30 protein-coding genes are annotated in these 25,562 nt (G+C 47.9%); 20 read left to right on the top strand and 10 right to left on the bottom strand.

Annotated features, from left to right (window positions below):
• The first annotated feature begins 10 nt into the window (after positions 1-10).
• Positions 11-1,399, top strand: a complete 1,389-nt coding sequence (locus tag K5X84_RS08685; protein ID WP_054491052.1) for an MATE family efflux transporter — start codon at positions 11-13, stop codon at positions 1,397-1,399.
• On the opposite strand, the gene hisIE is transcribed toward K5X84_RS08685, so the two are convergent.
• From hisIE to hisG, 8 genes are read right to left on the bottom strand one after another with little or no spacing between them, the layout of a single operon-like run.
• Positions 1,396-2,004: a bifunctional phosphoribosyl-AMP cyclohydrolase/phosphoribosyl-ATP diphosphatase HisIE gene (gene hisIE, locus K5X84_RS08680; protein WP_199493846.1), complete on the bottom strand. Its 609-nt coding sequence runs from the start codon at positions 2,002-2,004 to the stop codon at positions 1,396-1,398. The two genes, K5X84_RS08685 and hisIE, sit on opposite strands and share 4 nt — an antisense overlap.
• The gene (hisF, locus tag K5X84_RS08675) at positions 2,001-2,798 is read right to left on the bottom strand and encodes an imidazole glycerol phosphate synthase subunit HisF (RefSeq protein WP_222235613.1); all 798 of its coding nucleotides are present in this window, start codon (positions 2,796-2,798) and stop codon (positions 2,001-2,003) included. Before hisF ends, hisIE begins: the two co-directional genes overlap by 4 nt.
• Positions 2,780-3,517, bottom strand: a complete 738-nt coding sequence (gene hisA / locus K5X84_RS08670; protein WP_222235612.1) for a 1-(5-phosphoribosyl)-5-[(5-phosphoribosylamino)methylideneamino]imidazole-4-carboxamide isomerase — start codon at positions 3,515-3,517, stop codon at positions 2,780-2,782. The genes hisF and hisA overlap by 19 nt, the downstream gene beginning before the upstream one ends.
• On the bottom strand, positions 3,511-4,101 hold the full coding sequence (hisH, locus tag K5X84_RS08665) for an imidazole glycerol phosphate synthase subunit HisH (RefSeq protein ID WP_199493843.1): 591 nt from the start codon (positions 4,099-4,101) through the stop codon (positions 3,511-3,513). The genes hisA and hisH overlap by 7 nt, the downstream gene beginning before the upstream one ends.
• Positions 4,098-5,174 (bottom strand): bifunctional histidinol-phosphatase/imidazoleglycerol-phosphate dehydratase HisB, encoded by a 1,077-nt coding sequence (gene hisB / locus K5X84_RS08660; protein ID WP_222235611.1) that lies wholly within the window; start codon positions 5,172-5,174, stop codon positions 4,098-4,100. Before hisB ends, hisH begins: the two co-directional genes overlap by 4 nt.
• The gene (gene hisC / locus K5X84_RS08655; protein WP_222235610.1) at positions 5,171-6,229 is read right to left on the bottom strand and encodes a histidinol-phosphate transaminase; all 1,059 of its coding nucleotides are present in this window, start codon (positions 6,227-6,229) and stop codon (positions 5,171-5,173) included. Before hisC ends, hisB begins: the two co-directional genes overlap by 4 nt.
• Positions 6,226-7,539, bottom strand: coding sequence for a histidinol dehydrogenase (hisD, locus tag K5X84_RS08650; protein ID WP_222235609.1), 1,314 nt, complete (start codon positions 7,537-7,539; stop codon positions 6,226-6,228). The genes hisC and hisD overlap by 4 nt, the downstream gene beginning before the upstream one ends.
• A gap of 2 nt (positions 7,540-7,541) precedes the next feature.
• Positions 7,542-8,435: an ATP phosphoribosyltransferase gene (gene hisG / locus K5X84_RS08645; RefSeq protein ID WP_011235066.1), complete on the bottom strand. Its 894-nt coding sequence runs from the start codon at positions 8,433-8,435 to the stop codon at positions 7,542-7,544.
• Positions 8,436-8,771: 336 nt separating this feature from the next.
• Between hisG and K5X84_RS08640 the strand changes: the two genes are divergently transcribed.
• The 11 genes from K5X84_RS08640 to K5X84_RS08590 all read left to right on the top strand — a co-directional run bounded on the left by K5X84_RS08640 (position 8,772) and on the right by K5X84_RS08590 (position 18,250).
• On the top strand, positions 8,772-9,047 hold the full coding sequence (locus K5X84_RS08640; protein WP_054491036.1) for a hypothetical protein: 276 nt from the start codon (positions 8,772-8,774) through the stop codon (positions 9,045-9,047).
• Between the two features lie 49 nt (positions 9,048-9,096).
• Positions 9,097-11,049 carry a DNA repair helicase YoaA gene (locus tag K5X84_RS08635; protein ID WP_222235608.1) on the top strand — a complete coding sequence of 651 codons (1,953 nt, stop codon included), beginning with the start codon at positions 9,097-9,099 and terminating at the stop codon, positions 11,047-11,049.
• Positions 11,027-11,710: a tRNA (adenosine(37)-N6)-threonylcarbamoyltransferase complex dimerization subunit type 1 TsaB gene (tsaB, locus tag K5X84_RS08630; protein ID WP_222235607.1), complete on the top strand. Its 684-nt coding sequence runs from the start codon at positions 11,027-11,029 to the stop codon at positions 11,708-11,710. The genes K5X84_RS08635 and tsaB overlap by 23 nt, the downstream gene beginning before the upstream one ends.
• A gap of 66 nt (positions 11,711-11,776) precedes the next feature.
• Entirely contained in the window at positions 11,777-12,076 is a 300-nt protein-coding gene (locus K5X84_RS08625; RefSeq protein ID WP_222235606.1) for a hypothetical protein, read from the top strand.
• A 12-nt stretch (positions 12,077-12,088) separates the two neighbouring features.
• Entirely contained in the window at positions 12,089-12,667 is a 579-nt protein-coding gene (locus K5X84_RS08620) for a Slp family lipoprotein (RefSeq protein ID WP_054491030.1), read from the top strand.
• 11 nt (positions 12,668-12,678) lie between these two features.
• On the top strand, positions 12,679-13,548 hold the full coding sequence (locus K5X84_RS08615) for an alpha/beta fold hydrolase (RefSeq protein WP_222235605.1): 870 nt from the start codon (positions 12,679-12,681) through the stop codon (positions 13,546-13,548).
• A gap of 88 nt (positions 13,549-13,636) precedes the next feature.
• Entirely contained in the window at positions 13,637-15,304 is a 1,668-nt protein-coding gene (fadD, locus tag K5X84_RS08610; protein ID WP_222235604.1) for a long-chain-fatty-acid--CoA ligase FadD, read from the top strand.
• Positions 15,301-16,470, top strand: coding sequence for a ribonuclease D (gene rnd / locus K5X84_RS08605; RefSeq protein ID WP_222235603.1), 1,170 nt, complete (start codon positions 15,301-15,303; stop codon positions 16,468-16,470). Before fadD ends, rnd begins: the two co-directional genes overlap by 4 nt.
• Before the next feature lie 52 nt (positions 16,471-16,522).
• Complete coding sequence (locus K5X84_RS08600; protein ID WP_054491022.1) at positions 16,523-16,771, top strand: YcgL domain-containing protein; 249 nt, start codon at positions 16,523-16,525, stop codon at positions 16,769-16,771.
• Entirely contained in the window at positions 16,765-17,802 is a 1,038-nt protein-coding gene (locus K5X84_RS08595; protein ID WP_222235602.1) for a lytic murein transglycosylase, read from the top strand. Before K5X84_RS08600 ends, K5X84_RS08595 begins: the two co-directional genes overlap by 7 nt.
• Before the next feature lie 4 nt (positions 17,803-17,806).
• A complete protein-coding gene (locus K5X84_RS08590) occupies positions 17,807-18,250 on the top strand; it encodes a YcgN family cysteine cluster protein (protein ID WP_233399243.1) in 444 nt (147 codons plus the stop codon).
• Positions 18,251-18,262: 12 nt separating this feature from the next.
• Here the strand turns inward: K5X84_RS08590 and dsbB are convergent, their stop codons facing one another.
• Positions 18,263-18,808, bottom strand: a complete 546-nt coding sequence (gene dsbB / locus K5X84_RS08585; RefSeq protein WP_054491018.1) for a disulfide bond formation protein DsbB — start codon at positions 18,806-18,808, stop codon at positions 18,263-18,265.
• A gap of 143 nt (positions 18,809-18,951) precedes the next feature.
• Here dsbB and fadR point away from each other — a divergent pair, with 143 nt between their 5' ends.
• From fadR to K5X84_RS08550, 7 genes are all read left to right on the top strand, one after another.
• On the top strand, positions 18,952-19,662 hold the full coding sequence (fadR, locus tag K5X84_RS08580) for a fatty acid metabolism transcriptional regulator FadR (protein WP_222235601.1): 711 nt from the start codon (positions 18,952-18,954) through the stop codon (positions 19,660-19,662).
• A 235-nt stretch (positions 19,663-19,897) separates the two neighbouring features.
• Positions 19,898-20,494 (top strand): DUF5610 domain-containing protein, encoded by a 597-nt coding sequence (locus tag K5X84_RS08575; protein WP_222235600.1) that lies wholly within the window; start codon positions 19,898-19,900, stop codon positions 20,492-20,494.
• Positions 20,495-20,546: 52 nt separating this feature from the next.
• Positions 20,547-21,314, top strand: a complete 768-nt coding sequence (locus K5X84_RS08570; RefSeq protein WP_222235599.1) for a M90 family metallopeptidase — start codon at positions 20,547-20,549, stop codon at positions 21,312-21,314.
• A gap of 169 nt (positions 21,315-21,483) precedes the next feature.
• Complete coding sequence (locus K5X84_RS08565; RefSeq protein ID WP_222235598.1) at positions 21,484-22,071, top strand: hypothetical protein; 588 nt, start codon at positions 21,484-21,486, stop codon at positions 22,069-22,071.
• A 99-nt stretch (positions 22,072-22,170) separates the two neighbouring features.
• Positions 22,171-23,166, top strand: coding sequence for an alpha/beta hydrolase (locus tag K5X84_RS08560; protein ID WP_222235597.1), 996 nt, complete (start codon positions 22,171-22,173; stop codon positions 23,164-23,166).
• Between the two features lie 166 nt (positions 23,167-23,332).
• Entirely contained in the window at positions 23,333-23,785 is a 453-nt protein-coding gene (locus tag K5X84_RS08555; RefSeq protein ID WP_143441132.1) for a hypothetical protein, read from the top strand.
• A 76-nt stretch (positions 23,786-23,861) separates the two neighbouring features.
• A complete protein-coding gene (locus K5X84_RS08550) occupies positions 23,862-24,368 on the top strand; it encodes an Lcl C-terminal domain-containing protein (RefSeq protein WP_222235596.1) in 507 nt (168 codons plus the stop codon).
• Positions 24,369-24,424: 56 nt separating this feature from the next.
• Here the strand turns inward: K5X84_RS08550 and K5X84_RS08545 are convergent, their stop codons facing one another.
• Positions 24,425-25,006: a superoxide dismutase gene (locus tag K5X84_RS08545; protein ID WP_054491003.1), complete on the bottom strand. Its 582-nt coding sequence runs from the start codon at positions 25,004-25,006 to the stop codon at positions 24,425-24,427.
• Between the two features lie 204 nt (positions 25,007-25,210).
• Between K5X84_RS08545 and K5X84_RS08540 the strand changes: the two genes are divergently transcribed.
• Positions 25,211-25,549, top strand: coding sequence for a Grx4 family monothiol glutaredoxin (locus K5X84_RS08540; protein WP_011235037.1), 339 nt, complete (start codon positions 25,211-25,213; stop codon positions 25,547-25,549).
• Positions 25,550-25,562: the final 13 nt, after the last annotated feature.

Below are 25,562 nucleotides of genomic sequence, written 5' to 3'. Positions count from 1 at the left end.
ATAAGAACGAGTGAACTGGTGGAGCAATAACAAAGACGAATGTCATAAACTGGCCAAACTGACCGGTCCCATTCTGGTTGCCCAGCTCACTCAAATGCTAATGAGTGTGGTCGACACGGTCATGGCAGGACGCAAGGGCGCGCTTGACCTGGCGGCTGTGTCCGTTGGCGGAAGTATTTTCGTGCCCGCCACGTTATTGGTGTTCGGCCTGGCGTTGGCATTAGCGCCAATTATCTCTCATCTCGATGGTTCTAATTCACACAAGCGCGTTGCCAATATATTGCAGCAGGGCTTGTATGCGTGTGCCATTGTCGGTGTCATTACCTTAATTGGAATGTCCTCCGCTCCATGGTTACTGGATATTATGGAAGTGGAAGATGACTTCCGTGCTATTACGCTGGACTACCTATTTTATATAGCCTGGGGTATACCTGGCTTTGTTATATACGCGGTACTAAGAAATTTCTGCGAAGGTATGTCGAATACCATGCCATCGCTAATCATTGGCTTCATTGGCTTACTGATCAACATACCGGCAAACTATGTCTTTGTGTACGGTGAATTTGGCATGCCGGAGCTTGGTGGTGCGGGTTGTGGTCTTGCTACCGCTATCGTGCTGTGGGGTATGGCTCTCTCTATGGCCATTTATACCTTTACCGCCAAACGTTACAAACGGTTAAGGTTACTGCGCCGCTGGTATCGTCCGAACTGGGACGATGTCACCTACGTTATTCGTATCGGTTTTCCTATTTCAATGTCACTTTTTTTTGAAGTGAGTTTGTTTGCGGCCGTAGCCTTACTCATAGCTCCTTTGGGGCCAACGGTGGTTTCTGCTCATCAAATTGCGCTGAACATCAGTTCGCTGGTGTACATGGTGCCGCTGAGTATCTCTATGGCGGTAACGTTAAGGGTTGGCTTTGCGTTGGGAGCAGGAGACCCGAAAAATGCCATGTTGAGCTTTAAAATCGCTATGCTGTTTGGTGGCGCATTCGCAACGGTCAATGGGCTTATCATGTATTTGGGGGGAGGCTGGTTGGCAAGCCTCTATACACCTGACCAGGACATCATTAACTTAGCAGCCACTCTTATGGGGCTGGCGGCTATATTCACCGTGTCAGATACTTTCCAGGCTATTTCTATAGGTACACTTCGTGGCTATAAAGACACCAAGTACCCGATGATCCTCGCTTTTATTTCCTACTGGCCATTTGGTCTAAGTGTGGGCTTTATTTTGGGGCGTACCGACTGGGTAGTGCCGGCAATGGGGGCCGCAGGTTTCTGGATAGGTTTTATCAGCGGTCTAAGTGTTGCAGCTGTCCTGTTGTCATTGCGCTTACGCCGCGTATCCCGTCGATACGAGCGTAAGCACTTTCGTGAGCAGTTAAACAGTGCCGCTTAACCGCGGCGCTCAGCTAACACCTCCAGCACGTCGTCCAGGCTAAGCTCATTGGCTCGCAACGCGACCAGCAAGTGATAAAGTAAATCCGCACTTTCATTAACCAGCTCGTCTTTATCGGCGGTTGCTGCGGCCAGAGCAACTTCAACGCCTTCTTCTCCGACTTTTTGTGCAACTCGTTTTAACCCTTTGGTAAACAAGCTGGCGGTGTAGCTTTTACTGGCATCCGCGCCTTTGCGACTGGCAATAAGCGCATCCAGCTCGTGCAGTAAAGGTTTAGGTGCTTCGGCAAAGCAGCTGCGGTTACCTAAGTGGCAGGTAGGGCCATCGGGCAGAGCCTGAACCAGTAATGCGTCGTTATCACAGTCTGAATAAATACCTTCAAGCTGAAGGTAGTTTTTTGAGCTCTCGCCCTTAGTCCATAAACGCTCTTTACTGCGGCTGTAAAACGTTGTTTTGCCAGTTGCTAAACTCTCTTTAACAGCGTCAGCGTTCATATAGGCCTGCATCAGGATTTCACCGGTTAATGCGTGTTGCACCGTGCAGGGTAGCAGCCCCGACATTTTATCCCAGGCTAGCTGGTCTATCGTATCTAACTTAATTCTCATTGTGTCTCCTGAACCGCTTCTATAGGGCGAACAGCAACATTATTCGCTGCCATAGCGGCTTTTACGTCGCTAATACTGAATATATTCTTATGAAAAACCGACGCTGCCAATGCGCCATCAACTTTCGCTTGCTGAAAGGCATCGACAAAATGCTGAATTTCGCCGGCGCCGCCAGAGGCGATTAAAGGTACAGAACAGTATTCACGTAAAGCTGACAATTGAGCGATATCGTAACCCCGGCGAACACCGTCCTGATTCATACAATTCAGAACAATTTCACCGGCACCGCGAGAGATAACCTCCTGCAGCCAGTCTTTCGTTTGCCAGGCCGATTTACGAGACTTACTCTCGTCACCGGTAAACTGGTGGACTTCATATTGATCAGACTGTTCGTTATAAAAGCTGTCGATGCCAATAACAATGCACTGCTGACCAAACTCTTCGACCAGGGTATTGATCAAGTCCGGGTTAAGCAGAGCCGGCGAGTTAATGGAAATTTTATCCGCACCCATAGACAGCATGGTCTGTGCCTGCTCAACCGAACGGATGCCGCCGGCCACAGTGAATGGAATATTAATTTCGCGGGCTACTCGTTCCACCCAGGACTTGTCTACCGTACGTCCGTCAGCCGATGCTGTAATGTCATAGAACACTAACTCATCGGCGCCGCTTTCCGCATAACGTTTAGCGAGAGGCTGAATGTCACCAATAACTTCATGATTACGGAACTTAACCCCTTTTACCACTTGTCCGTCACGAACATCGAGACAAGGAATTACACGTTTTGCCAGCATGCCAGTGCCTCCTGCATCGTGAAAGCGCCGGTAAGTAAAGACTTACCAAGAATAACTGAGTCACAGTTAACGGCTTTCAAATCTTTAAGATCATCTAAGCAACTGACACCGCCGGATGCCTGCCAGACCACTTGTGGGTAAAGTGCTTTATAGCGCTTGTAGAGCTCGACATTGGTGCCGGTCATGGTGCCGTCTTTACTGATATCGGTACAAAGCACGTGGCGACAACCCAGATCCAGATAGCGGTTTAGAATATCATCCAGTGTATGCGTGCTGGCCTCTTGCCAGCCGTGCGTAGCCACCATTGCATTGCCATCTGCGTCAATATTGACATCCAGAGCAAGGACTATCTTTTCAGGTCCATAGGTCTCGAACCAGCGAGTGACTTTATCCGGATTATTCACCGCAGTTGAACCAATTACAGCCCGTTCAATGCCGGCTTCAAATAAGGCTTCCAAATCTGCTGTTGTGCGTATTCCACCCCCTGCCTGACACCGCATACCTGACTCTGAGGCAAGTTTAGCCAACAAGGCCTGTTGTCGTCTGTCAGGATCTTTGGCACCGTCTAAATCCACCAGGTGCAGCCATTTTGCACCTGCCTCAGCATAAAGCTGAGCCTGGCCTAAAGGTGTTAAATCAAATTCAGTTTTTTGTGCAAAGTCGCCCTGATACAGACGTACAACTTTTCCATCGATAAGATCCAGAGCAGGGATCAGCATAATTTTAACTCCAAAAAACGTTTCAACAGAGCTTCGCCGGTTTTACCTGAGCGTTCGGGGTGAAACTGCGCACCAAAATAGTTGTTGTGCCGTATCATAGAGGCAAACCGTTCACCGTATTCGCTGCTGGCAATGGTGTACTCATCAACGGCTACAGCAAAACTGTGTACGAAATAGCAGTAGCTGTCGTTTGTGTCGACTAACGGGTTGTCCTCGGTTGGCTGCAGTGTATTCCAGCCCATGTGCGGCAACGGGAGACCATGCTCGCGAAGGCGTTTGGTTTTTGCCGGAATCAGGTTAAGACAATCAACGTCACCCTCTTCTGAGTGCGAGGTCAATAATTGCATGCCCAGACAAATACCCAGCACGGGCTGGGTTAATTCTCGCAGCGGCTCTACGAGTTGCTTTCGCTGCAAGTTACGCATAGCCGCCGCAGCAGTGCCTACACCGGGCAAAATGACACGGTCTGCGGCTCTTATTTTTTCTGCGCTATCGGTAATAAGAACCGAGTAGCCCAGCCGTTCAACCGCAAAGCGGACCGATGTCAGGTTGGCACACTCGGTATCGACAATCACCACATTCATGCCAGCATCCCCTTACTCGACGGCAACTGTTGGTCTCCGGTTTTTGTTATAGCCTGACGCAGAGCCCGGCCAAACACCTTAAACAGGCTTTCAACCTGATGGTGAGTATTACCTTCAGTCGTCGACAAGTGCAGACTCATTGCCATGGCGTCGGTTAACGAGCGGAAGAAGTGTTCAACCATTTCGGTGGATAACTCGCCGACTTTGTCGCGAGTGAAATCGGCTTCCCATTTCAAATAGGGACGTCCGGATAAATCGATCAGACACTCCGCGCGACATTCATCCATAGGCAGAGCAAAGCCAAAGCGACCAATGCCACGTTTGTCACCTAGTGCAGAGCGCAATGCCTGTCCCAGTGCCAGAGCGGTGTCTTCAATGGTGTGGTGATCGTCAATGTGCAAGTCACCCTTAACCTTAACCGAAAGCGAGAAACCTGCGTGTGTGGCTATTTGCTCAAGCATGTGATCAAAGAAGCCAATACCGGTATCAAATTCGCGCGGTGCCTGGCTGTCTAAATCCACCTTAATGTTAATATCCGTTTCCCGGGTGGTACGTGTAACTGACGCTGTACGCGGGTTGTCCAGTAGCTGGTGAACAATGGCATCCCAGTTGAGCTCGTCACGGCTGTAGCGCAGGCCTTCAACACCCATATTCTCAGCCAGTTGCAGGTCGGTTTCACGGTCACCAATAACGTAGGAACTGGTAAAATCCACACGGCCTTCTTTCAGATACGACTTTACCAGCCCAAGCGCAGGCTTACGGCAGCTGCAGTTATCACTGTCAAAGTGAGGGCAAATCAGAACGTCATTAAACCGAATACCTTGTGATTCAAACACCGCCATCATCAAATTATGTGGTGCGTCAAAGTCAGCCTGCGGGAAGCTGTCCGTCCCCAGACCATCCTGATTCGATACCATCACCAACTGATAACCGGCCTGTTGTAGTTTCAGCAAAGCCGGTACCACGTTGGGCTCAAATACCAGCTTCTCAAAGCTGTCCAGCTGTTTGTCTATAGCGGGCTCTTCTACCAGAGTCCCGTCACGGTCGATAAATAAAATAGGCTTCTGGCTCATGAAAAATAATCCTTTAACTGTTGAATCAGTTCGTCATTTTCGGCGGCGCTACCAATGGTTATGCGAACAACGTTGTTTAGGCCCCGCTGCGCCGACTGATTACGTATTAATAGGCCGTTATCGGCAAGTGCCTTCACTAAACCAGTGGCATCTTCACACTGATACAGTAAAAAGTTTGTGTCACTTTCCGCTACCAGGGTCAGTGGTGTTTGCTCTAAAGCTGTTTGCACACGGTCGCGCTCGGCTAATAAGCTTGCTACCTGCTGCTGAAGTCGTTCCAGCGAACTTGTCTGCAAAGCCTGAACCGCAATTTGCACTGTCGGGTCTGGCAAAGGGTACGGCGCCAGAACTTTTTGCAGTAACTCAATGATGTCGTCATTCGCCAGCAAAAAACCGCAGCGAATTCCGGCCAGAGCAAAAGCTTTAGACAAGGTGCGTAGCACTACCAGGTTCGGGTATCGTTCCAGCCAACCGGCAACGCTGTTACCAGAGCTAAACTCAATATAGGCTTCGTCGACAACCACAATAGAGCTTGGAGAGTGTTGTAAAACTTGTTCAATGTCATCCGGATTCAACCTGTTGCCCAGAGGGTTTGAAGGTGAACATAAGAAGATAACCTTAGAATCAGCTGCTGCGTCTATCACTGACTCGGTGTCCAGTTGCCAGCTCTTCAGTAACGGAACTTCGGTAACACCAACGGCAAAGGTTTTAGCCGAAATAGCGTACATACCGTAAGTTGGTGGGCAAATCAGTACCTTGTCCTGACCGGGTTCACAAAAGGCTCGTATCAGTAACTCGATACCTTCGTCTGAGCCGCGGCTGCTTAATACCTGTGAGGATTCAACTCCAGCGTATTCAGCGTAAGCCTGATTTAAAGGCTGAGACTGAAACTCCGGGTAACGGTTAAGCTTGCTGTCATCGACCGTGTACGAGTTACTGTACGGAGACTCGTTTGCGTTCAGCCAGATATTGCCGCCGCTCATACTGCGACGCGCTGACGCATAAGGCGTTAACTGCTTCAGGTGCTGGCGCTGTAACTGGTCAACAATGCTCATGGCTTAGCCTCCGTGCGAATAGTTACGGCACGCTTGTGTGCGTCTAAGCCTTCAACGTCGGCCAGAGTGGTAATGGCTTCTGCTAACTGGCGTAGCCCATCCTGACTGGCTTCCTGTACCGTATAGCGACGGTAAAAGTCGACCAGTCCAAGGCTGCTGTAATTGCGGGCATAGCCATAGGTTGGCAGTACGTGGTTGGTGCCGGTGGCGTAATCACCGCCGGATTCCGGCGTATAGTGTCCGACAAAGACAGAACCTGCCTGGGTTAACTGTGGCAGCAGCTCACGCGCGTTATCCGTCTGAATAGAGAGGTGTTCGGGCGCGTAGGTTTCGCTAATGGCTATGGCTTCATTCATATCTGAAACCACCAGTAGACGACTGGCCTGTAATGCCTGCTCGGCAATATCGGCACGGCTTAACTGAGCGCACTGTGCAATCAGCTCCTGTCGTACATTTTCGGCTACAGCGATTGATGGCGTAAGCAAAATAACCTGAGAGTCAGGGCCGTGCTCAGCCTGCGAGAGTAAGTCCGCCGCCACATAAGCGGGGTTTGCACTGTCATCAGCAATAACCAAAAGCTCGGAGGGGCCTGCCGGTAAGTCCATGGCACAGCCGCTGTCATTTTGACTAACCTGTTGCTTGGCTTCGGTCACAAAACTGTTTCCCGGACCAAAGACTTTACCCACCGCGGGCGATGACTCTATGCCGTAGGCCAGCGCGCCAATTGCCTGAGCGCCGCCACACAGCAGAATATCAGTCACTCCGCAACACTTAGCCGCGTAGAGCAGGGCGGCTGGTAATTCACCCTGCTTATTAGGCGGGCTAACCATAACCACACGCTGACACCCGGCAATTTGCGCCGGCACACCCAGCATTAATGCAGTGGATGGCAAGGTTGCGCTGCCACCGGGAATGTATAAACCGACCGCATCTAACGGCGCATAACGTAATTCACACTGCACGCCTGGCGCGGTTTCAATACTTAAGTTCTGCGGACGTTGTGCTTCGTGAAAGCGGTAAATGGTTTGGTACGCAGTATCTATGGCGCGTTTTATCTTGTCATCTAAACCCGCTATAGCCGCATCGACTTGTTCACTGCTCATGCGCAGTGATGTCGCCTCCGGGTTGTCGAACTGACGGGTATAATTCAGTACCGCGCGCTCACCGTTATCACGAACGTCACTCAGAATAACTGCAACCTTCTCTCGCAGTGACTCTGCCTGAGCCCGTCCGGGGCGCGCTAAGCGTTGAGCTTGCTCCGCTTCTGACAGGCTTTGCCACTGTTCAATGGGTATCTGTAATCCACTCATGATCACCCCATCATTTTTTCAATAGGCAATACAAGTATTGAACTGCAGCCCATAGACTTAAGATCTTCCATGGTTTCCCAGAATAACTTCTCGGTGCTGACCATGTGTACGGCAACTTGTTCGTCGGTGTGGCTAAGCGGCAAAATGGTGGGTGTTTCTGCACCGGGTAATAACTCGACCACTTGCTCTAATTTGTTCTTTGGAGCGTGCAGCATAATGTATTTGCTTTCCCGCGCCATTTGCACACCGTCTATGCGAGGCAGCAACTGATCTATCATGGCCTGTTTTTCTTCCGACAGGCTGTCAGCGCGTTGTATTAGCTGAGCCTGGGAACGGAATATCACATCTTTCTCTACGAGTCCGTTCGCTTCCAGCGTAGCGCCGGTGGATACTAAGTCACAGATAGCTTCGGCAAGGCCTGCACGGGGAGCTACTTCCACAGAACCGGTCAGCATAACTGTACGCGCATTCACGCCGTTGTCTTTCAGGTAACGCTTAAGCAACTGAGGGTAGGTGGTTGCGACTCTTAAGCCGTCTAAATCTTTCAATGACTGATACTGGCTTTCTCGTGGAACCGCCAACGACAATCGGCACTGACCGAACTCAAGTCCACGTAATGGCTGATAGGCCGCGACAGAATCGGTTGCAATGCGCTCTAACCGAGCTTCTTCCAGCACGTTTTCGCCAACCAGACCTAAATCAACCACACCGTCCATAACCAGACCGGGAATGTCATCATCACGAACGCGCAGTAAATCGATAGGATGACTGGTGCTGTGCGCAATTAAACGCGCTTCGTTAACACTGAATTTCACGCCACAGGCGTTCAGCAGTGCCATAGATTCTTTACTCAGTCGTCCAGATTTCTGTATCGCGATGGTTAAACGGTCAGTCATAACAGCTCCTAAAATAAAAAACCCCCGAAGGTGGATGCCTTTCGGGGGTTGTATAGTCAATCGAAAGGCTAGCGTTTATACGGCTAGCCCAAACATTAAGTTCACGGCTAAGCCATACAATTCCAATGATGATGGTGGTGGCTGTGAACAAAATGCATGATTAACGCTCCAAAGAAATAAATGTACTTCGTTAAGTTGTATAGCACTATAACACTTGAGAAATGTAATGCAAGAGTAAACTTATTGGTTATTCAGTCGATATCAGGTTATTATTTAACCAGTGGTTGTATAGTCAAATAAATAACAAACCTTCTGAAGAGGCGTAAGACAAAAGCAATGGCTAACTTTGATGCAATGGTTCCGCTGATCCCCAAAGACACTCGTGTGCCTGTGGACCACGCCCGTGAGCAGATGAAAATCAACCAGGTTGAAAAAATACAAGAGCTTCGCGCCGTCAATGAAGAAGAAGGTTCGACTGTTAACAGCGACAAGCAAAGACAGGAAAATGAGCAACACCAGCAGCAAGGCCAGCCATCTGCTCAAACGGAAGTTGAAGAGCTTGCAGATGACGATGAAACCTCATCTTCAGGACATATAGACACCTACGCCTGAGCAAACATCTATGTCATAATACGCGTCTATTTTTTTAGCGGTTAGGGTTATGGCAACAGTTCTATCAGTATTTAAGCCAACAGGCGAACTGGCGCAGGCAATTACAAACTTCCAGCCGCGGGCCGCTCAGCAGCAGATGGCAGAAGCCATAGCTGCCACCGTTAAGAAAAAAGGCCAACTTGTTGTTGAGGCCGAAACCGGTACCGGGAAAACTTTTGCGTATCTTGCTCCAGTTCTGCTGGGTAAAGGTAAGGCCATTATTTCCACCGGAACTAAAAACCTCCAGGAACAATTGTTCCACCGTGACTTACCCACGCTAAGAAAAGTGCTGGCGCCTGAAAAAGTTGTCGCCTTACTTAAAGGTCGTTCAAATTATTTGTGCCTGCACCGCATGGAACAGGCGGTTCAGCAAGCCGGCCAATTCAATAAAGACATTCAGAGTCAGTTAATTACCGTTAAGCGTTGGTCGACATCGACACGCAGCGGCGACATGGGGGAGTTGAACGCTCTGCCGGAAGACGCCCCGGTTTTGCCTCAGGTTACCAGTACTCAGGACAACTGCCTGGGCCGAGACTGCCCGGTGTATGAAGACTGCCACTTAGTCAAAGCCCGCAAAGAAGCCATGGAAGCCGACATTGTGGTGGTGAATCATCACCTTTTCTTTGCCGATATGGCGCTAAAGGACACGGGCTTTGGCGAGCTGATTCCCAGTGTTGATACTGTGGTGTTTGATGAGGCGCATCAAATTCCGGATATCGCCAGCCAGTACTTTGGCGAAACAGTTTCCAGTCGACAATTATCCGAATTGTGTGAAGAGCTTCAACGTTTGTGTATGACTGAGCTTAAGGACTTGTCTCAGGGCAGCGCTATGGCTCGTACGTTATTGCAGACTCTGAAAGACTGGCGATTACTGTTTCCACGAGACCCTATGCGCGGCAATTGGCGTGACTGGCGTAAAAAGCCGGAGGTGGCGGAAGTTGCAGAGCGTGTGCAGGAACGTCTGACTTTGCTGACCGAGGTTATGAAAACCGCCATAGGCCGTAATAAAGACCTGGATAACTTGCATGAACGTGCCGAGCAGCATCTCTACATCTGGCGTCAGTTAATGGATGTGGATCGCACGGGTTACAGCTTCTGGTTCGAAACCACGCCGAGGCATGTCAGTTTGCACCAGACACCGTTAAGCGTTGCTAAAACCTTTGGTGGTTATATCAAACGCAACAAAATGAGCTGGGTGTTTACCTCCGCAACGCTGGCTGTTAACGGCCAGTTTGACTACTTTACCAAGCGTCTGGGTATAGAAGAGGCCGATACGCTGTTGCTGGAAAGTCCATTTGACTTCGCCAGCCAGGCTAAATTGTGTCTGCCACGTTATTTGCCCGAGGCCAATGATCCAAACCGGCATCAAATGCTGACAGAAATTGCTGAGCAGTGCGTTCAGGTAAACCGAGGCGGCACATTTTTGTTGTTTACCAGCCACCGAATGCTGCAACAAATGGCAGCAATATTAAGGGACCGGCTGGACCGGGATATTCTGGTTCAGGGCGAGTCGGGCAAAACAGAATTATTGGAAACCTTCACGAAAAAGGGCAATGCCGTTCTGCTGGGGACCTCTTCTTTTTGGGAAGGGGTCGATGTACGTGGTGAGGCGCTACGCTGCGTTATTATTGATAAACTCCCGTTTGCATCACCCGATGATCCATTGTTGAATGCCCGTGTTGAAGACGCACGGCTACGTGGCGTTGATGCTTTTAGCACGATACAATTACCACAGGCCATCATTGCTTTAAAGCAGGGGGCAGGGCGCTTAATTCGCGACAAAGACGACTCCGGCGTATTAATTGTTTGCGACAGTCGTCTGGTAACGCGTCAATACGGCAAGCAGTTTTTATCCAGCCTTCCGGCTATGTCACGAACCCGCGACTTAAATCAGGCGCTGGAATTTTTAGCGCAGGTTGCAGAGAAAGATGAAATCAAAAATGAAGAACTTACTAGCAGTTGATACCTCGACTGAAAATTGCTCCGTGGCTTTGCAGTGGCAAAACACCTTTTTCAGTGAAGCCATTGAAAGCCCAAGAGAGCATTCTCAGCGGTTACTGCCTTTTGTTGAAAAAGTACTGCAGAAGGCAGAAGCAAAATTGAATCAGCTGGACGGGCTGGTTGTCGGTGTTGGCCCGGGAAGTTTTACCGGAGTACGTATTGGCGTGTCGATGGCGCAGGGGCTGGCTTTTAGCTCCGAACTGCCGGTGTTTCCAGTCAGTAGTTTGCAGGCGCTGGCGCAGCAGGCTATACGCAAGCATGGTGCAGAAGCCGTTGTTGCCTGCATTGATGCACGCATGGGCGAAATTTATTACGCCCTTTATCGCAGCAAGAATGGTGTTGCGGAAGCTATAACAGAACCGGCTGTTGCCGTGCCATCTGCGGACTTATTTTCAGAGCATGATTTGCAAGGGTTCTATACGGCGGGTACTGGTTGGGATAACTATTCTGACGTGCTGGATCCGAATAAAAAATTAAAATACAGCAACGATTGTCGGCTGCCACTGGCAGAGGATATGCTTACAGTCGCTGTGAAAGGTGAGGTTTCAGCCGTAAGTGCGGAGCATCTGGAACCGCTTTATGTACGTAATGAAGTAACCTGGAAAAAATTGCCGGGTCGGTAACTTGCCGAATGGCACTGAACTCGCCATAATAAAACTAGTCTTAGTAACAGATGAGTCATCGTTGACGTGCGAATTAATCCGCAAGCGGTTCAGCCGCTAAACAATCAGCAGCAGGCACCGCAAAGGCCTGCGCCAGAGGATCAGCAACGCCAGGGGAACAACCGGGCGGAAATTGCTGAGTCCCGGCAAGTTGTCCCTGATGTGCGGCAAAGTCAGCGGCGTGCGGAACGGTGGGAGTCATTGAATACGTTTTACGATGAACCACCACAGCGTTCTCAGAAAGCACTCAATGCGTATCAAAATATCGCGTTAAGTGAGAAAAGAGAACAAATCACGTCAATGTTTGGTGTTGATGTTTACGCCTGAGTGAGGTCTGTTATGAAAATTATTTATGCATCATTAATGGCATTGGTGTTGGTGGGCTGCTCCTCAGTCCCTGATGAAATTGCCAGTGAAAACGAAGAGGCTTTAGTTGGCTATAAAGTCGCTAAACACCAGGGCGAGAAAGTTGCCGGTGAACCTGCCCGTTGGGGGGGAGTTATTGCCGATGTTCGCAACGCCGAAGACCATACTGTTCTGGAAATTGTCAGTTTTCCACTGCAGCGTTGGGGTCGTCCTGAGGTCAGCGATAATAGCCAGGGTCGTTTTTTAGCCGTGGTAAATGACTTCATTGATCCCGATGTTTATAAGCAAGGGCGTTCAATGAGCTTTGTTGGTACCATTGGCCAAACGCAACAAGGCAAAATTGGCGAGTACGTTTATACCTATCCGGTTATTGAAGCAACAGGCTATTACCTTTGGCAGCCTGAGCGCAAAAAAAGCCACGTAGAAGTTGATTACTCACCGCTTTGGTTCCGTCACAACTTCTATTCACCTTATTACCCATACCGTTACCCTGTTCCGGTGCGTGTTCGCGTTCAGGACAACTCTGGTACACCTGCTAAAGACCGCAATTAATCCACCAAATAATGGATTACCGCATTGCATTAGATCAAGCCACCCCAGTCAGTTATGAACTCGACTGGGGCACGGTAAGAGGCCTTTGCTGGGGTGACCCAAACGATATTCGTGTGGTCGCAACTCACGGTTGGTTAGACAATAGCCACAGCTTTTTACCTTTGGCCGCAAATTGGTCAGCTGATCGCGGTGGTCTGTTAGCACTTGACTGGCCCGGGCATGGTCACAGTGACCACAGACCTACGGGTAACTACTATCATTTTATCGACTATGCTTATGACTTATGGCAGTTGATTGAGCAGCAAGGCTGGCAGCAGTTAATCTTGTTAGGTCATTCCATGGGTGGCTTTGTCAGTAATGTTGTGGCGGCTTTGTGCCCCGAGCGGATAAAAAGTTTAATCCTAGTCGAAGCTTTTGGCTTGCTGGTCTCTGACGGAACCAATGCCAGAGAACAGTTACAGCAGGGCTTTGTAAGCCGGAAAAAATTAAAGACGCCACGTTGGCGCAGCCACAGTAATTTTGACTCTGCAGTGGATGCTCGTGCTGCACAGGCAGACTTCTCGTCCGACTTGGTTAAGCTAATTGTAGAGCGCGGTTCTGAACTTCGTTCAGATGGCCGCTGGCATTGGCGGGCAGATGCCAGAGTGAAAGCAACGTCGCCCTATAGATTGCCCAGTGCAGCTGTCGATGACCTTCTGCAAGAGTTGACTATGCCGGTTGTCGTAGTGCGTGGCAGTAAAGGCTATGACAAGTTAGAAAGCGCGTTAGAAAAGTGGCAACATAAAGTCTCAAAGCTCAGTTGTGTAACGCTGGAAGGTGGGCATCACGTGCATATGGAACAACCTGAAAAAATAGCTGAATTGCTCAAATCGCACGTTTAGCGGTTGTTAACGACTAGGATTAACTGGTCGGATATGCGATGATTGCGCCACTGAAAATAATGATAAATAGTGAGAGGCGGAGCCTTTTATGGATAAAATTTGGCTGAAAAATTACCCAGCAGGCGTACCGGAAACCATTGATCCGGATCATTTTGCGTCATTAGTTGATATACTGGAACAGTCCATAGAAAAGTACGGCGAGAAAACGGCGTTCGTCAATATGGACTCAGAAATGAGCTTTAAAGAGCTGGGTTTGAAGTCTCGCGAATTTGCGGCCTACCTGCAAAGTAAAGGGCTGAAAAAAGGCGATGCAGTTGCGGTCATGATGCCAAACCTGCTTCAGTATCCGGTGGCCTTGTTCGGTATTTTACGTGCCGGGATGACAGTTGTTAACGTCAACCCACTGTACACTCCGCGCGAGCTAAAGCATCAGCTGGTCGACTCTCAGGCGAAAGCGCTGGTTATTTTAGAAAACTTTGCTCACACCTACGACAAAATAAAAGACGAAGCTCCGCTTGATTTCGTTATCACCACACAAATTGGTGATCAGTTACCTGTGCATAAGCGCTTCTTGGTCAACTTTGTTGTTAAGTACATAAAGCGCATGGTGCCTTCTCATAATGTGAAAGAAACCGTTAGCTTGAATCAGGCTATGGCGAAAGGCGCAATAGCCGAGTACCAGCGCCCTGAGGTTACCGGTGATGACATTGCGTTTCTTCAGTACACTGGCGGAACAACCGGTGTAGCAAAAGGTGCCATGTTATCTCACCGAAATATGGTGGCTAACCTGGAGCAAGTGTCTGCGTGTATCACTCCTATTATGAGTGACGGCGAAGAAACGATTATTACTGCGCTACCGCTTTATCATATCTTTGCGTTAACAGCGAACTGCCTGACCTTTATTAAGCATGGCGGTAAAAATGTACTTATTACTAACCCGCGCGATATGCCGAACTTTGTGAAAGAGCTGAACAAGTATCCTTTCTCAATGATCTCCGGTGTTAACACCTTGTTCAATGGTCTGTTGAACACCAAAGGCTTTAAAGACGTTAACTTTTCTAACCTAAAAGTTGCGTTGGGTGGCGGTATGGCAGTTCAGAAAGCGGTTGCCGAAGAATGGGAACGTGTCACTAAGTCTCGTTTGCTTGAAGGTTATGGCTTAACCGAGTGTGCGCCTGTTGTTACCGTTAACCCGTATGACATTGAACATTATACTGGCAGCATTGGCTTACCGGTACCCAGCACCGATGTTCGTATTGTTGATCCTGAAACCCGCGAAGAAGTGCCTTTAGGTGAACCCGGCGAACTGGAAGTAAAAGGCCCGCAAGTTATGGTCGGGTATCTTAACCGTCCTGATGCTACTGCTGAATCGATTAAAGACGGCTGGTTTGCAACGGGTGACATGGCAACCGCTGACGAGCGTGGTTACTTCAAAATTGTAGACCGTAAAAAAGACATGATTTTAGTTTCGGGCTTTAACGTTTATCCAAATGAAATCGAAGATGTTTTAGCCGATCACCCTAAAATTCTTGAGTCGGCTGCTATTGGCGTGCCACATGAGTCTTCGGGTGAAGTGGTTAAAGTCTTTATTGTGGCAAAAGACAAGTCATTAACAGAACGTGAAGTGATTGATTTTTCTCGCGAGAACATGACCGGATACAAAGTACCTAAACTGGTTGAGTTCCGCGATGAACTGCCGAAGTCTAACGTAGGCAAGATACTTCGCCGCGAGCTACGCGACGAGGAAGACGCTTGACTCTGCCGTTGAACCTACCCGAGTCGGTACGCCAGTACCGGCTCGTTACTGAAACTCAGGAATTAGAACGTCTTTGTCAGCAAGCTAGAGAAGCTGGCTGGTTTGCCATTGACTCTGAATTTGTACGCGAGCGCACTTACTATGCTCAGTTGGGGCTTTTACAAATTTATGCCAATGGCACAACTGCTGTTGTGGATCCTCTCGCCGATATCGACTTAGAGCCACTGTGGGAGCTAATTGCAGATGACTCCGTTGAAACAGTCCTGCATGCCGGCGGTGAAGATATTGAGCTGTTTTTCCAGCAAAGTAATGGCCGTCAGCCTAACCGTATTTTCGACAGTCAAATAGCCGCAGGTTTTTGTGGGCTCGGTGATTCTATGGGCTACGCCCGTTTGGTCGATGCCTTATTTGATGGCGTTGAGTTAGATAAAAGCTTGTCACGCACCAACTGGCTGAAGCGCCCGTTAAGCGAAGAGCAGTTAGATTATGCTGCGGCTGACGCCAGCTACCTGGCGGTAATGTACCCTTATTTGAAGGCTTTGTGTGAGGAAAAGGGCTGTCTGGATATTGTGTACGAGGAGTCGCAAATTCAGGTTCGAAAACGCACACAAAGCTGGCCGGATGATTTGTTGTATTTAGCTGTAGGTAATGCCTGGCAGTTAAATGCACGCCAGCTGGGCGCACTTAAAATTCTGACGCCATGGCGTTTGCATAAAGCGCGCGAGCGGGACATTCCACTGGGTTTTATAGCCAAAGACGGCGTGCTACTTGAACTGGCTCGCAGAATGCCCAAAAGCGACGAGGAGCTAAGCCGAATTCCGGACTTAGCGCCTATGTCCCGGAAGTATTCTGGGCGGGATATTATTCGCTGCATTCAGCAAGCTGAGCAGGTGTCTGAGTCCGAACTGCCAAAAACGCTTGAACGCTTAGACGACATGGAAGGCTATAAGCCAACCTTTAAAGCCATAAAAAAAGTGGTGTCTGAACTTGCTGACAAACTGCAGGTGCCGGCATCCTTAGTAGCCTCCCGTAAGCAAATTAACGACGTTATTAACTTTCACTGGCAGTATTCAACGCAGCAACAACAGCGTTTGCCGCAACCCGACTTAATGATGGGTTGGCGCAAGCAAGCAATTGGGGCAGAATTACAGGCTATAATTGGTTAACATAGTATTTGTTAACCATTAGTGCGCTTAGCCCTTATTCAGGAGAACTGCCATGCTGTGTGATGTTTATCGCAGCTTAAAGAAAGCCGATACCTACCTTTACTTGCCTCACGGTAATGAATTCACAGAAGTACCTGACGTTTTGTGTGAACAGTTTGGTCGCGCCGAAAAGGTTATGACAATAAACCTTGCCGGGCGTGAACAGTTGGCCCGTTTAACGGTCGAAAAGCTACAGGAACATTTGCAAAACGATGGTTTCTATTTGCAGTTGCCACCGAAACGAGAGGAACTTCAATGTTAACAAATACAATAAAATTCACAGGGCTGGCGTTATGTCTGGCTTCTGTAGTTACGCTGAGTGCGCCGGCTTTTGCTTACCAGGATACCGATAAGAAAGCGAAAGAAGAGAGCAGTGAACAGGTTGACCAACAGTTTGCTACTTACGTTGAAGCTCTGAAAGCTGAAGCTATTGAAAGTGGCTACAAGCAAGATACTTTAGATAAAGCCTTTGCTAAGGTGAAGTACTACGAGCGTGCAGTCGAACTGGATAAAAATCAGCCTGAATTTAAACTCACACTCGACACCTACCTGCCGCGTGCGGTTCCGGAGTGGAAGGCTGACAAGGCACTGGAAAAATACAACGAGCATAAAGAACTGCTGGAAAAAGTCGGTAAAGAGTACGGTGTGCAGCCACGCTTTATTGTGGCGCTGTGGGGAATTGAAACCAACTTTGGTTCATTCACCGGTGGTTTTGATGTGGTTTCGGCTTTAACTACCCTGGCTTTTGATGGTCGTCGCGAAGAGTTCTTCAAAAAGCAGCTCTGGGAAGCTTTGACCATTATTGAAGAAGGCCATATTGCGCCCGAACAGATGAAGGGGTCATGGGCTGGTGCTATGGGGCAAACTCAATTTATGCCCAGTTCTTTTATGAGTTACGCAGTGGACTACGACGGTGACGGCAAAAAAGACATTTGGGGCAGCTTCCCGGACGTTTTTGCTTCAGCGGCTAATTACTTAAGCTCTGTTGGCTGGAAAGACGACGTAACCTGGGGACGTCAGGTGCAACTACCTGAAGGCTTCGATGAGTCACTGGCAGGCCTGGATACCAAGAAAAAACTGGCCGAATGGGCCGATCTGGGTATTACCCGTTTCGACGGCTCTGAATTACCATCGCGTGATGATATTGTCGCCTCAGTTGTTATTCCTGATGATAACGAAGGCCGCGTTTATCTGGCTTACGCTAACTACGATGCGTTAATGCGCTGGAATCGTTCACATTACTTTGTGGCGGCAGTGGGCTATTTGTCCGATCGCATTCGTTTTCCAAGGTAATGACTTGTCGGCATTGATGAAATGGTATGAGCAGCCACTGCATACGCTGAGTCACGCACAATGGGAAGCCTTGTGCGATGGCTGTGGGCAGTGCTGCTTAAATCAGCTGCAAGACGAAGAAGATAATCTGTATTCCACTGACGTTGCTTGTCGGTTATTAGATACCGACACCGCACGTTGTACTGACTATGCACACCGAAGCGAACGCGTACCTGCCTGCGTTACTTTAACGCCGAATAACCTCGAAGATGTCTATTTTATGCCTGCCAGCTGCGCTTACCGGCTGAGAGCAGAAGGACAACCCTTGCCTGAGTGGCATCCATTAAGGCATGAGGGTAGCAAAGAGCCAATGAAAAAAGCCGGCTATCATGTCGCCGGCCATTGTGTCAGTGAAGCGAAGTTTAAAGGCGATCTTGAAGACAGAATAGTGACCTGGCCCTTAACTTAAAAGCGCTTTGAACTATTTGTGGTAAAGCACCAGCCCGTCTTTTTTCTTAAACGACGCAATAATGTGACAGACAGCCACAATAATACCTATCAGTAAAAAGCCTGCGAAAATCACCGTCATCCAGCCCGGCATACCTAAGCCAAGCCATTGCCAGTCAATGTCACCGCATAAGCCGGGGGCGGCAAAAAGCCCGGGCATCCATTCATGCAGCGGTGCCCAGCCAGGGAAGTTTGGCGCGCTTTCACACACGGCAAAAAATGCGTTTTTTGAAGTCTGTAAGTCCCAGTGATCGTAAGCAATGAGCAAACCCTGGTAACTGCTGTAAAGCCAGCCAATTAAAGCCGCCCAGCGAGTTAACCAAAAGCCCGAACCAAACAGGCCAACAATGGCAGCCAGGCCAATGCCGACCACTGCCATACGCTGATACACGCATTTGACGCAGGGCTCTAAACCCAGAACCATCTGGAAATACAACGCTGCCGCTAACAGTCCCGAACATCCTAAAAACAATAATAACCAGGCAAAAGGTTTGTTAGGCCACTGACCCACAGATAGCATGGTGATTTTCCTTAAGAAACTGTAAAAACGTAGAAACCATACCCAAATAGCTTGGTGTTGTCGATATAAAGCCAGAAGTTATCTTGTCCGACCTCACAGAAGACTGCTAGAATCCTTCTATTAGTCAGTACACAGGCGGGAATATGATAATAAAAGCTAAAAGTCCGGCGGGTTTTGCCGAGGAGTACATCGTAAAATCTATCTGGAACGGGCATTTTGCACCGGGCACTATCTTACCCGCAGAGCGTGAGCTGTCTGAACTTATTGGTGTTACACGAACCACTCTGCGTGAAGTGCTACAGCGTCTGGCACGTGACGGTTGGCTGACCATTAAGCACGGCAAACCCACCAAAGTGAACAACTTTTGGGAAACCTCCGGCCTGAATATTTTAGAAACCCTGGCACGTTTGGACGAAGACGGTATGCCGGAGCTTGTGGATCAGCTGTTATCTGCACGCACCAATATTAGTGCTATTTATATTCGTGCCGCTATTCGTCATAACCCACAGCGGGTTATCGAGCTGCTGGAACCCACCAGCGAGCTGGAAGACAACGAAAAGACCTTTGCCGAGTTCGATTACCAGTTAAACCATGACTTAGCTATGGCCTCCGGCAACCCTATTTATGTGTTGGTACTAAACGGCTTTAAAGGTCTGTACGCACGAATTGGCCAGTACTACTTTTCATCGTCAGAAGCTCGCCAGTTAGCACGCGACTACTACGCCGACCTAATTGCCGTAGCGCGCGAAGGCGACTACAACGAGTCGGTAAATCTGGTTCGCCGGTACGGTTATGAGTCCGCTGAAATTTGGCATGGCCTGCGTGGTGATATGCCGAATGACTTGGTGGATTGATTAGGAGAGCTTTTTCAGTTTTCTTGATAAAGCCTAATTTCTTATTATTTAGTGCCTGATGACTCTTACTGAGTTGTCAGGCATTTTTTGTGCTCGCTTTATTTCCTTTCGGTTAAAAATCCATAGGTTCACAGCGCCGTTTTAATAAAAGTCTAAATCTTAACCACTACCTGCCGATAACCAGTTACGGGCTATACTAAAATCAAGTTATAGTCGACTTATCAGGAACAACATCATGTCAATTATCTCAGGCAATGGCACTTCTGTAGCGGGCGTTGGTAAGCAAAACGCCAATAGCGTAAAAGCGGATGATAATCGCAATACGAAAGAGGTCGCTCCAAATTCCAGGCAGGCACAAAACGAAGCCATTTTACGTGCCCATGAGAGAGTATCGCTTAGCAGCAATAATGATGCCCTCAGCTTGCTGTATAAAACCGCACTGGAAGGCATTAATGCTGAGCTAGAGCCGGTAATGGGCAAAAATGCGGTGAAGAAAACCTATGAGTCCGGCACGGATACTTCTCCCAAAGCAACGGCGGATCGTATTGTTTCTTTTGCTACCAACTTTTACAGTCGCTATAAAGAAATCAATGCAGGCGAGTCTGAAGAAGAAACCCTGAACAAGTTTATGGAAATTATTCGTGGTGGTATCGAAACGGGCTTTAAAGGCGCTAAGGATATTCTTACCAGCTTTCAGGTGTATGAAGGTGATGTTGAAAGCGATGTCGATAAAACCTATGAGCTGGTTATGAAAGGTCTGGATAACTTTCGTGAAAAAATGCTGGAACTGGCTGCCGAATCTGAAGAGTCTGATAGCGGCGTTGAGGATTAACCTCAGTGCTTTTATAGTGCGTACATGGAAAGAAGTATGGCCGTAACAACCGATGTTTAAAAGACTGCGTACGTGGTTTGAAAACCGGCGCATTAAAAAAATGGGCTTCACAGAAAGCGAGTGGGAATCCGCAGTTGCTGACTGGCCCGTTGTGGCGCGATACAAAGGTGCTGAGCGTGATGCACTGCGGGATATGACTCTTCGCTTTTTGGTTCGTAAAAACTTTGCTTCAGGCGGCGGCTTCCAATTCAACGACGCTATGTGTCTTAAAATAGCAACTATGGCCTGCGTACCTGTTTTGCACCTTGGGTTAGATTGGTACGATCACATCTATAGCATTATTCTTTATGAAGGCGACTTTGTACCTAATCGTCCTTACCGTAGTGACGACGGTGTTGTTCACACTCATAGTCCGGGGCTAAGCGGCGAGGCCTGGTTGCAAGGCCCGCTGATTCTTTCATGGCAGTCGGTGTGTCATACAGGCCCTCATTCTCGTCACGGAAAGGCCGCGAACGTTGTCATACACGAATTTGCGCACAAGCTTGATATGTTGCGCGATGGTGCCAATGGCGCGCCACCCATGCATCCCGATATGAAGCCCGGAGAATGGCACGATATTTTTTCAGCGGCCTGGGAAAGGCTGCAGAGTGACTCAGTTCATCACAGACCGTTACCACTAGACGGTTACTCGTTAACCAGCCCGGCTGAATTTTTTGCCGTCTGCAGCGAGACTTTTTTTGAAGACCCGGAAACGATGAAAGAGCATATGCCGGAGGTCTACCGGTTATTGTGTCAATTCTACCGCCAGACTCCTTGTTAATTACTCTGCGCTAACGCTCACTTCCATAGCAATATGCTCACTGTCACTCTACACGCTAAAGACTAAAGTTATAGTTTTAGTGTTTATTGTGTTAATTGAATAATAGGTCTATAACTAATCTCAATATGGCAACATTGGAGCTCGATAGAGCAACAATATAGAGGGCAATATGAAACTGATCGTATTGGCTGTTTTATCAACAGTTGTTGCTGGATGTACGAGTGCACCAACTGATCTTAGTGTCGATGCAAGCGCAGCGAAGACATTTTCTGTGAAGAAAATTACTGACAGTAGTAAGTCGACGAAACAACTCGATCAAGAAAATCAGGAATTGATCGAGGCAAAGCTCGCCGAAGTTCTGAATTTTTGTCTTCCCCGTTTATCAGGCTACGAACAAAAATCTGCGAATCAGGCAAGAATGGCGTACTGGCTTTCAATGAGTGGATTATTAGCTGGTTCAGTAGCAGTGCCTGCATTAGCTGCGGCGAGTCCTAGCGCAAATGCGGCCTGGGTTGCTGGTTTAGGCGGTTGGGCTGGCGCTACAAACTTTGCAGGTCAGGCTTTGAAGGAGTCAGGATTAAGCGGCTCTGCAATCGCACAAACCAGAAACGATATCATCCGCGGTGTGACTGATCAGATTGAGGTCGCAAGTGACGGGGCAAAGACGTTTGAAGAGAGAAGAAATGCTCTCATGAAAGCACGAGCGTCCTGTGTAATGTACGAAATTGCCGTTCCGACTATTCCTTCGAACGCGTAGAGCCTGCAAAGAACCTATTACTCTGTTGGGGCCGCAATACCTTGGGTAATAGGCGTGCAGCTGTAATAATGATGTCGAACTAGCTTTCAAGGAGTCCCTATGCGTAGCTGGATGTGTACGTTGTTTACCGCTTTTCTACTCGGGCTGACAGCACCTGTTTTTGCAGACGACAAAGCCCCCGAATACGATGCTCGCTTAAGTGGTTATTCGTACCCATTTGACGTTCAGACCTTTGAGTTTGATAGCCAACGACAGAGCCTGGAAATGGCCTACATGCATTTGCCCGCCGAAAAGGGGCAGTCAACCGTGTTGCTGTTACATGGCAAAAACTTTGCCGCCGACTATTGGGAAGAAACCGCTAATTACCTTCATGAAAAAGGTTACGGGGTGCTTATGCCTGACCAAATTGGTTTTGGTAAGTCGTCCAAACCGGCACATTATCAGTTTTCTTTCGAAGCCCTGGCTAATAACACTAAGGCGTTATTAAAGTCTGAGGGTATTGAACAAGTGATTGTTATGGGTCATTCCATGGGCGGAATGCTGGCTACTCGCTATGCGCTGAACCATTCCAGTAGTGTTGAGAAACTGGTGTTAGTTAACCCGGTTGGCTTGGAAGATTATCTGCGCTATGTGGAATACAAAGACCCAGCGTTCTTTTACGAGAATGAGAAGGGTAAAACCATTGACCAGATCCGCGCCTACCAGCGCAAAAACTACTATGACGGTAAATGGTCAGAAGATTATGAAGAGCTTATTGAAATTCACGTAGGTTGGATAAATGGAGATGACTGGAATCAGGTAGCCTGGAATAATGCGCTAACCTACGACATGATTTTTACCGGCAATGTGTCTAATGAGTTTGACCAGTTGGTGGTGCCGACACATTTGATTCTGGGAACGCGTGATACTACAGGCCCCGGTCGAGGCTGGAAGAAAGAGGGCGTTAATTACGAACTGGGTCGCTACGATAAACTCGGTGAAATTGTGGTAGAGCAAATTCCGGACGGCTACCTTTATGAACTGGAAGGTATTGGTCATATGCCGCAGTTTGAGGCTTTTGATCGCTATCGCGAGCAGTTGGATAAAATCTTTTAGGTGACCTTAAAATAATAACGAAGAGGGTTATCAAGATCATGTCATATAGGATAAAAAAATGAATTTCCACCGGTTTTGAGCCGGCAAATCAGGTAAACTAATGTAGTAATCTTAATGGGGTTATTACAACAAAAATAGGTGACTGATGTTTAATAAGTGGGGGCTAATGACTTTAGCCATTGTGGGGGTGTCAGGCTGTGCCTCTATCTTTCAAAATCCAGAAGCTGAGTTCGAATCTTTAGTTAAAACCAATGGCTTTTACTACTCTGACGGCAATTCAAAAGCAAAAAAAGCAATTGAAGAGCAATTGGCTAAGTTCAACCTAAACTCAGAATCTCTCGAATCGACTTCAACCAATAACAGATTCGCTATCCTTACTTTCGATGATTTATCCGAAAATAAGCTTACTTATATTATAGGGTCGGGAAAAATAGTAGAAGGCAAAATAGATAAGCAGCTCATTGAGAAAAAAGTAAGTAGCAAGTATAGAGTTTCCAGTGATCGGAACGGTGGTTACAGAATTCGGTTTTATGAAAATACCGGCAGTTTGCATTCTGACTATTTGTTACGAGCCAATAGTAAAGGTGATATTAGAGATTTTACATTTATAGCTAAGTAGCTATAGGTGTCGATGAATCTAATCGTCCATATGGCCGGTAAGTTTTTAATATAAACGAAACTGTTAAAGGAAAAAAATGAAGTTTAAAATTTTAATTGTAACCCTTGTATCTCTTTTTGTTTCGGCGTGCGCCTCTACCTCAAAAATTAGTGAGCTGGACTGCCAACCCTCTTTAGTAGATAACCAAGACGGAACTATTACCGACACAGAAACGAATTTAATGTGGGTAACTAACGATCATTTTTATGAGACTTTATCTGGTGGAAATCGTTGGGTTGGCTGGGAAGGAGCAATGTCTAAAGCCGAAAACAGTCAAATACAAGGCTATACAGACTGGCGGGTGCCTACGGAAAAAGAATTGATGACTATTCTGGATAGTAATTGTAAGTCTCAAGGTACTAAGATAGTTGAAAGACTTTCTATACCAATGTCACCTTTGTTTGGTAATCCAACCTATCCATTTTTTTGGACATCTGAAGAAAGAGGCGAAAAAGCAATAGTAGTAGACTTCGAAATAGGTGCGGCTCGGGAAGCTCCCAAAAACGCTGGTAATACAGTGCGCCTTGTTCGAGACATTAATTGATAAAAGCTAAAAAAAGGCGCCAAACGGCGCCTTTTTTAATCATTCACAAGTTTGCTTTAAGCAAAGTTCTTGTTAACGAAGTCCCAGTTTACCAGCTTCCAGAAAGCTTCTAAGTAGTTAGGACGAGAGTTACGGTAGTCGATGTAGTAAGCGTGTTCCCAAACATCAACGGTCAGCAGAGCTTCTACGCCGTCGTGCGCGACAGGAGTGTCTGCATCGTCTGTGTTCAGTAAATCGACAGAACCGTCAGATTTTTTCACTAACCAAGTCCAGCCAGAACCAAAGTTACCAGCAGCGCTTGCGTTGAACTCTTCTTTGAATTTCTCGAAAGAGCCAAATTTTGCGTTGATAGCTTCTGCTACTGCGCCAGTTGGTTCACCGCCGCCGTTCGGGCTTAGGCAGTTCCAGTAGAAAGTGTGGTTCCATACCTGTGCGGCGTTGTTGAACAGTCCGCCTTTTTCAGACTTGATGATGTCTTCCAGAGATTTGCTCTCAAGGTCGGTACCTTTAACGGCGTCGTTCAGCTTGCTCACGTATGTAGCGTGGTGCTTCCCGTAGTGGTATTCCAGAGTTTCTTCTGAAATATGTGGTTCCAGAGCGTTTTTCTCGTATGGAAGAGCCGGTAGTTCAAATGCCATAATTTTCTCTCCGTAGTTCTTTTTTGAGTGCAAATTTGCGACTCGCACTTTAATGCGTGCAAGTTCTTTTCTTGTTATACCTTACGATATATAGGGCTGACTGGTTTGCTTTTCAAGGAAATCTTTCAATTTAGGACAAAACTTTATAGGCTGTGTTAAAATACCTGAGTGTTTTAATCAACCATTATATTAAGCAGAGGTGTTATGGAAACGGTTGACAGAATTAAGCAGCAAATCGAAGAAAACCCAATCCTGTTATACATGAAAGGCTCTCCGAAGTTGCCTAGCTGTGGTTTCTCTTCACAAGCATCACAGGCCTTAATGGGCTGTGGCCAGGCGTTTGCTTACGTCGATATCCTACAGAATCCGGATATTCGTGCAGAATTGCCTAAATACGCAAACTGGCCAACCTTCCCGCAGCTGTGGGTTGAAGGTGAATTGGTCGGCGGTTGTGATATTATTATGGAAATGTTCCAGAACGGCGAGCTGCAAGAGTTGGTTTCTGAGGTTGCTGAGCGGCATCCAGAGCCTTCAGCTGAGTAAAGAGCCTTCAGCG

Origin of the sequence: Idiomarina abyssalis (assembly GCF_019797805.1) — a bacterium.
Taxonomy (GTDB): Bacteria; Pseudomonadota; Gammaproteobacteria; order Enterobacterales; family Alteromonadaceae; genus Idiomarina; species Idiomarina abyssalis.
The sequence above is the reverse complement of the archived record's forward strand: the minus strand, read 5'-3'. Positions and strand labels throughout refer to the sequence as shown.

Coding starts and splice junctions, on each gene's coding strand:
- hisIE (WP_199493846.1), bottom strand. CDS start 2,004: ATGAGAATTAAGTTAGATACGATAGACCAGCTAGCCTGGGATAAAATG.
- hisF (WP_222235613.1), bottom strand. CDS start 2,798: ATGCTGGCAAAACGTGTAATTCCTTGTCTCGATGTTCGTGACGGACAA.
- hisA (WP_222235612.1), bottom strand. CDS start 3,517: ATGCTGATCCCTGCTCTGGATCTTATCGATGGAAAAGTTGTACGTCTG.
- hisH (WP_199493843.1), bottom strand. CDS start 4,101: ATGAATGTGGTGATTGTCGATACCGAGTGTGCCAACCTGACATCGGTC.
- hisB (WP_222235611.1), bottom strand. CDS start 5,174: ATGAGCCAGAAGCCTATTTTATTTATCGACCGTGACGGGACTCTGGTA.
- hisC (WP_222235610.1), bottom strand. CDS start 6,229: ATGAGCATTGTTGACCAGTTACAGCGCCAGCACCTGAAGCAGTTAACG.
- hisD (WP_222235609.1), bottom strand. CDS start 7,539: ATGAGTGGATTACAGATACCCATTGAACAGTGGCAAAGCCTGTCAGAA.
- hisG (WP_011235066.1), bottom strand. CDS start 8,435: ATGACTGACCGTTTAACCATCGCGATACAGAAATCTGGACGACTGAGT.
- K5X84_RS08640 (WP_054491036.1), top strand. CDS start 8,772: ATGGCTAACTTTGATGCAATGGTTCCGCTGATCCCCAAAGACACTCGT.
- K5X84_RS08635 (WP_222235608.1), top strand. CDS start 9,097: ATGGCAACAGTTCTATCAGTATTTAAGCCAACAGGCGAACTGGCGCAG.
- tsaB (WP_222235607.1), top strand. CDS start 11,027: ATGAAGAACTTACTAGCAGTTGATACCTCGACTGAAAATTGCTCCGTG.
- K5X84_RS08620 (WP_054491030.1), top strand. CDS start 12,089: ATGAAAATTATTTATGCATCATTAATGGCATTGGTGTTGGTGGGCTGC.
- K5X84_RS08615 (WP_222235605.1), top strand. CDS start 12,679: ATGGATTACCGCATTGCATTAGATCAAGCCACCCCAGTCAGTTATGAA.
- fadD (WP_222235604.1), top strand. CDS start 13,637: ATGGATAAAATTTGGCTGAAAAATTACCCAGCAGGCGTACCGGAAACC.
- K5X84_RS08600 (WP_054491022.1), top strand. CDS start 16,523: ATGCTGTGTGATGTTTATCGCAGCTTAAAGAAAGCCGATACCTACCTT.
- K5X84_RS08595 (WP_222235602.1), top strand. CDS start 16,765: ATGTTAACAAATACAATAAAATTCACAGGGCTGGCGTTATGTCTGGCT.
- dsbB (WP_054491018.1), bottom strand. CDS start 18,808: ATGCTATCTGTGGGTCAGTGGCCTAACAAACCTTTTGCCTGGTTATTA.
- fadR (WP_222235601.1), top strand. CDS start 18,952: ATGATAATAAAAGCTAAAAGTCCGGCGGGTTTTGCCGAGGAGTACATC.
- K5X84_RS08575 (WP_222235600.1), top strand. CDS start 19,898: ATGTCAATTATCTCAGGCAATGGCACTTCTGTAGCGGGCGTTGGTAAG.
- K5X84_RS08570 (WP_222235599.1), top strand. CDS start 20,547: ATGTTTAAAAGACTGCGTACGTGGTTTGAAAACCGGCGCATTAAAAAA.
- K5X84_RS08565 (WP_222235598.1), top strand. CDS start 21,484: ATGAAACTGATCGTATTGGCTGTTTTATCAACAGTTGTTGCTGGATGT.
- K5X84_RS08560 (WP_222235597.1), top strand. CDS start 22,171: ATGCGTAGCTGGATGTGTACGTTGTTTACCGCTTTTCTACTCGGGCTG.
- K5X84_RS08555 (WP_143441132.1), top strand. CDS start 23,333: ATGACTTTAGCCATTGTGGGGGTGTCAGGCTGTGCCTCTATCTTTCAA.
- K5X84_RS08550 (WP_222235596.1), top strand. CDS start 23,862: ATGAAGTTTAAAATTTTAATTGTAACCCTTGTATCTCTTTTTGTTTCG.
- K5X84_RS08545 (WP_054491003.1), bottom strand. CDS start 25,006: ATGGCATTTGAACTACCGGCTCTTCCATACGAGAAAAACGCTCTGGAA.
- K5X84_RS08540 (WP_011235037.1), top strand. CDS start 25,211: ATGGAAACGGTTGACAGAATTAAGCAGCAAATCGAAGAAAACCCAATC.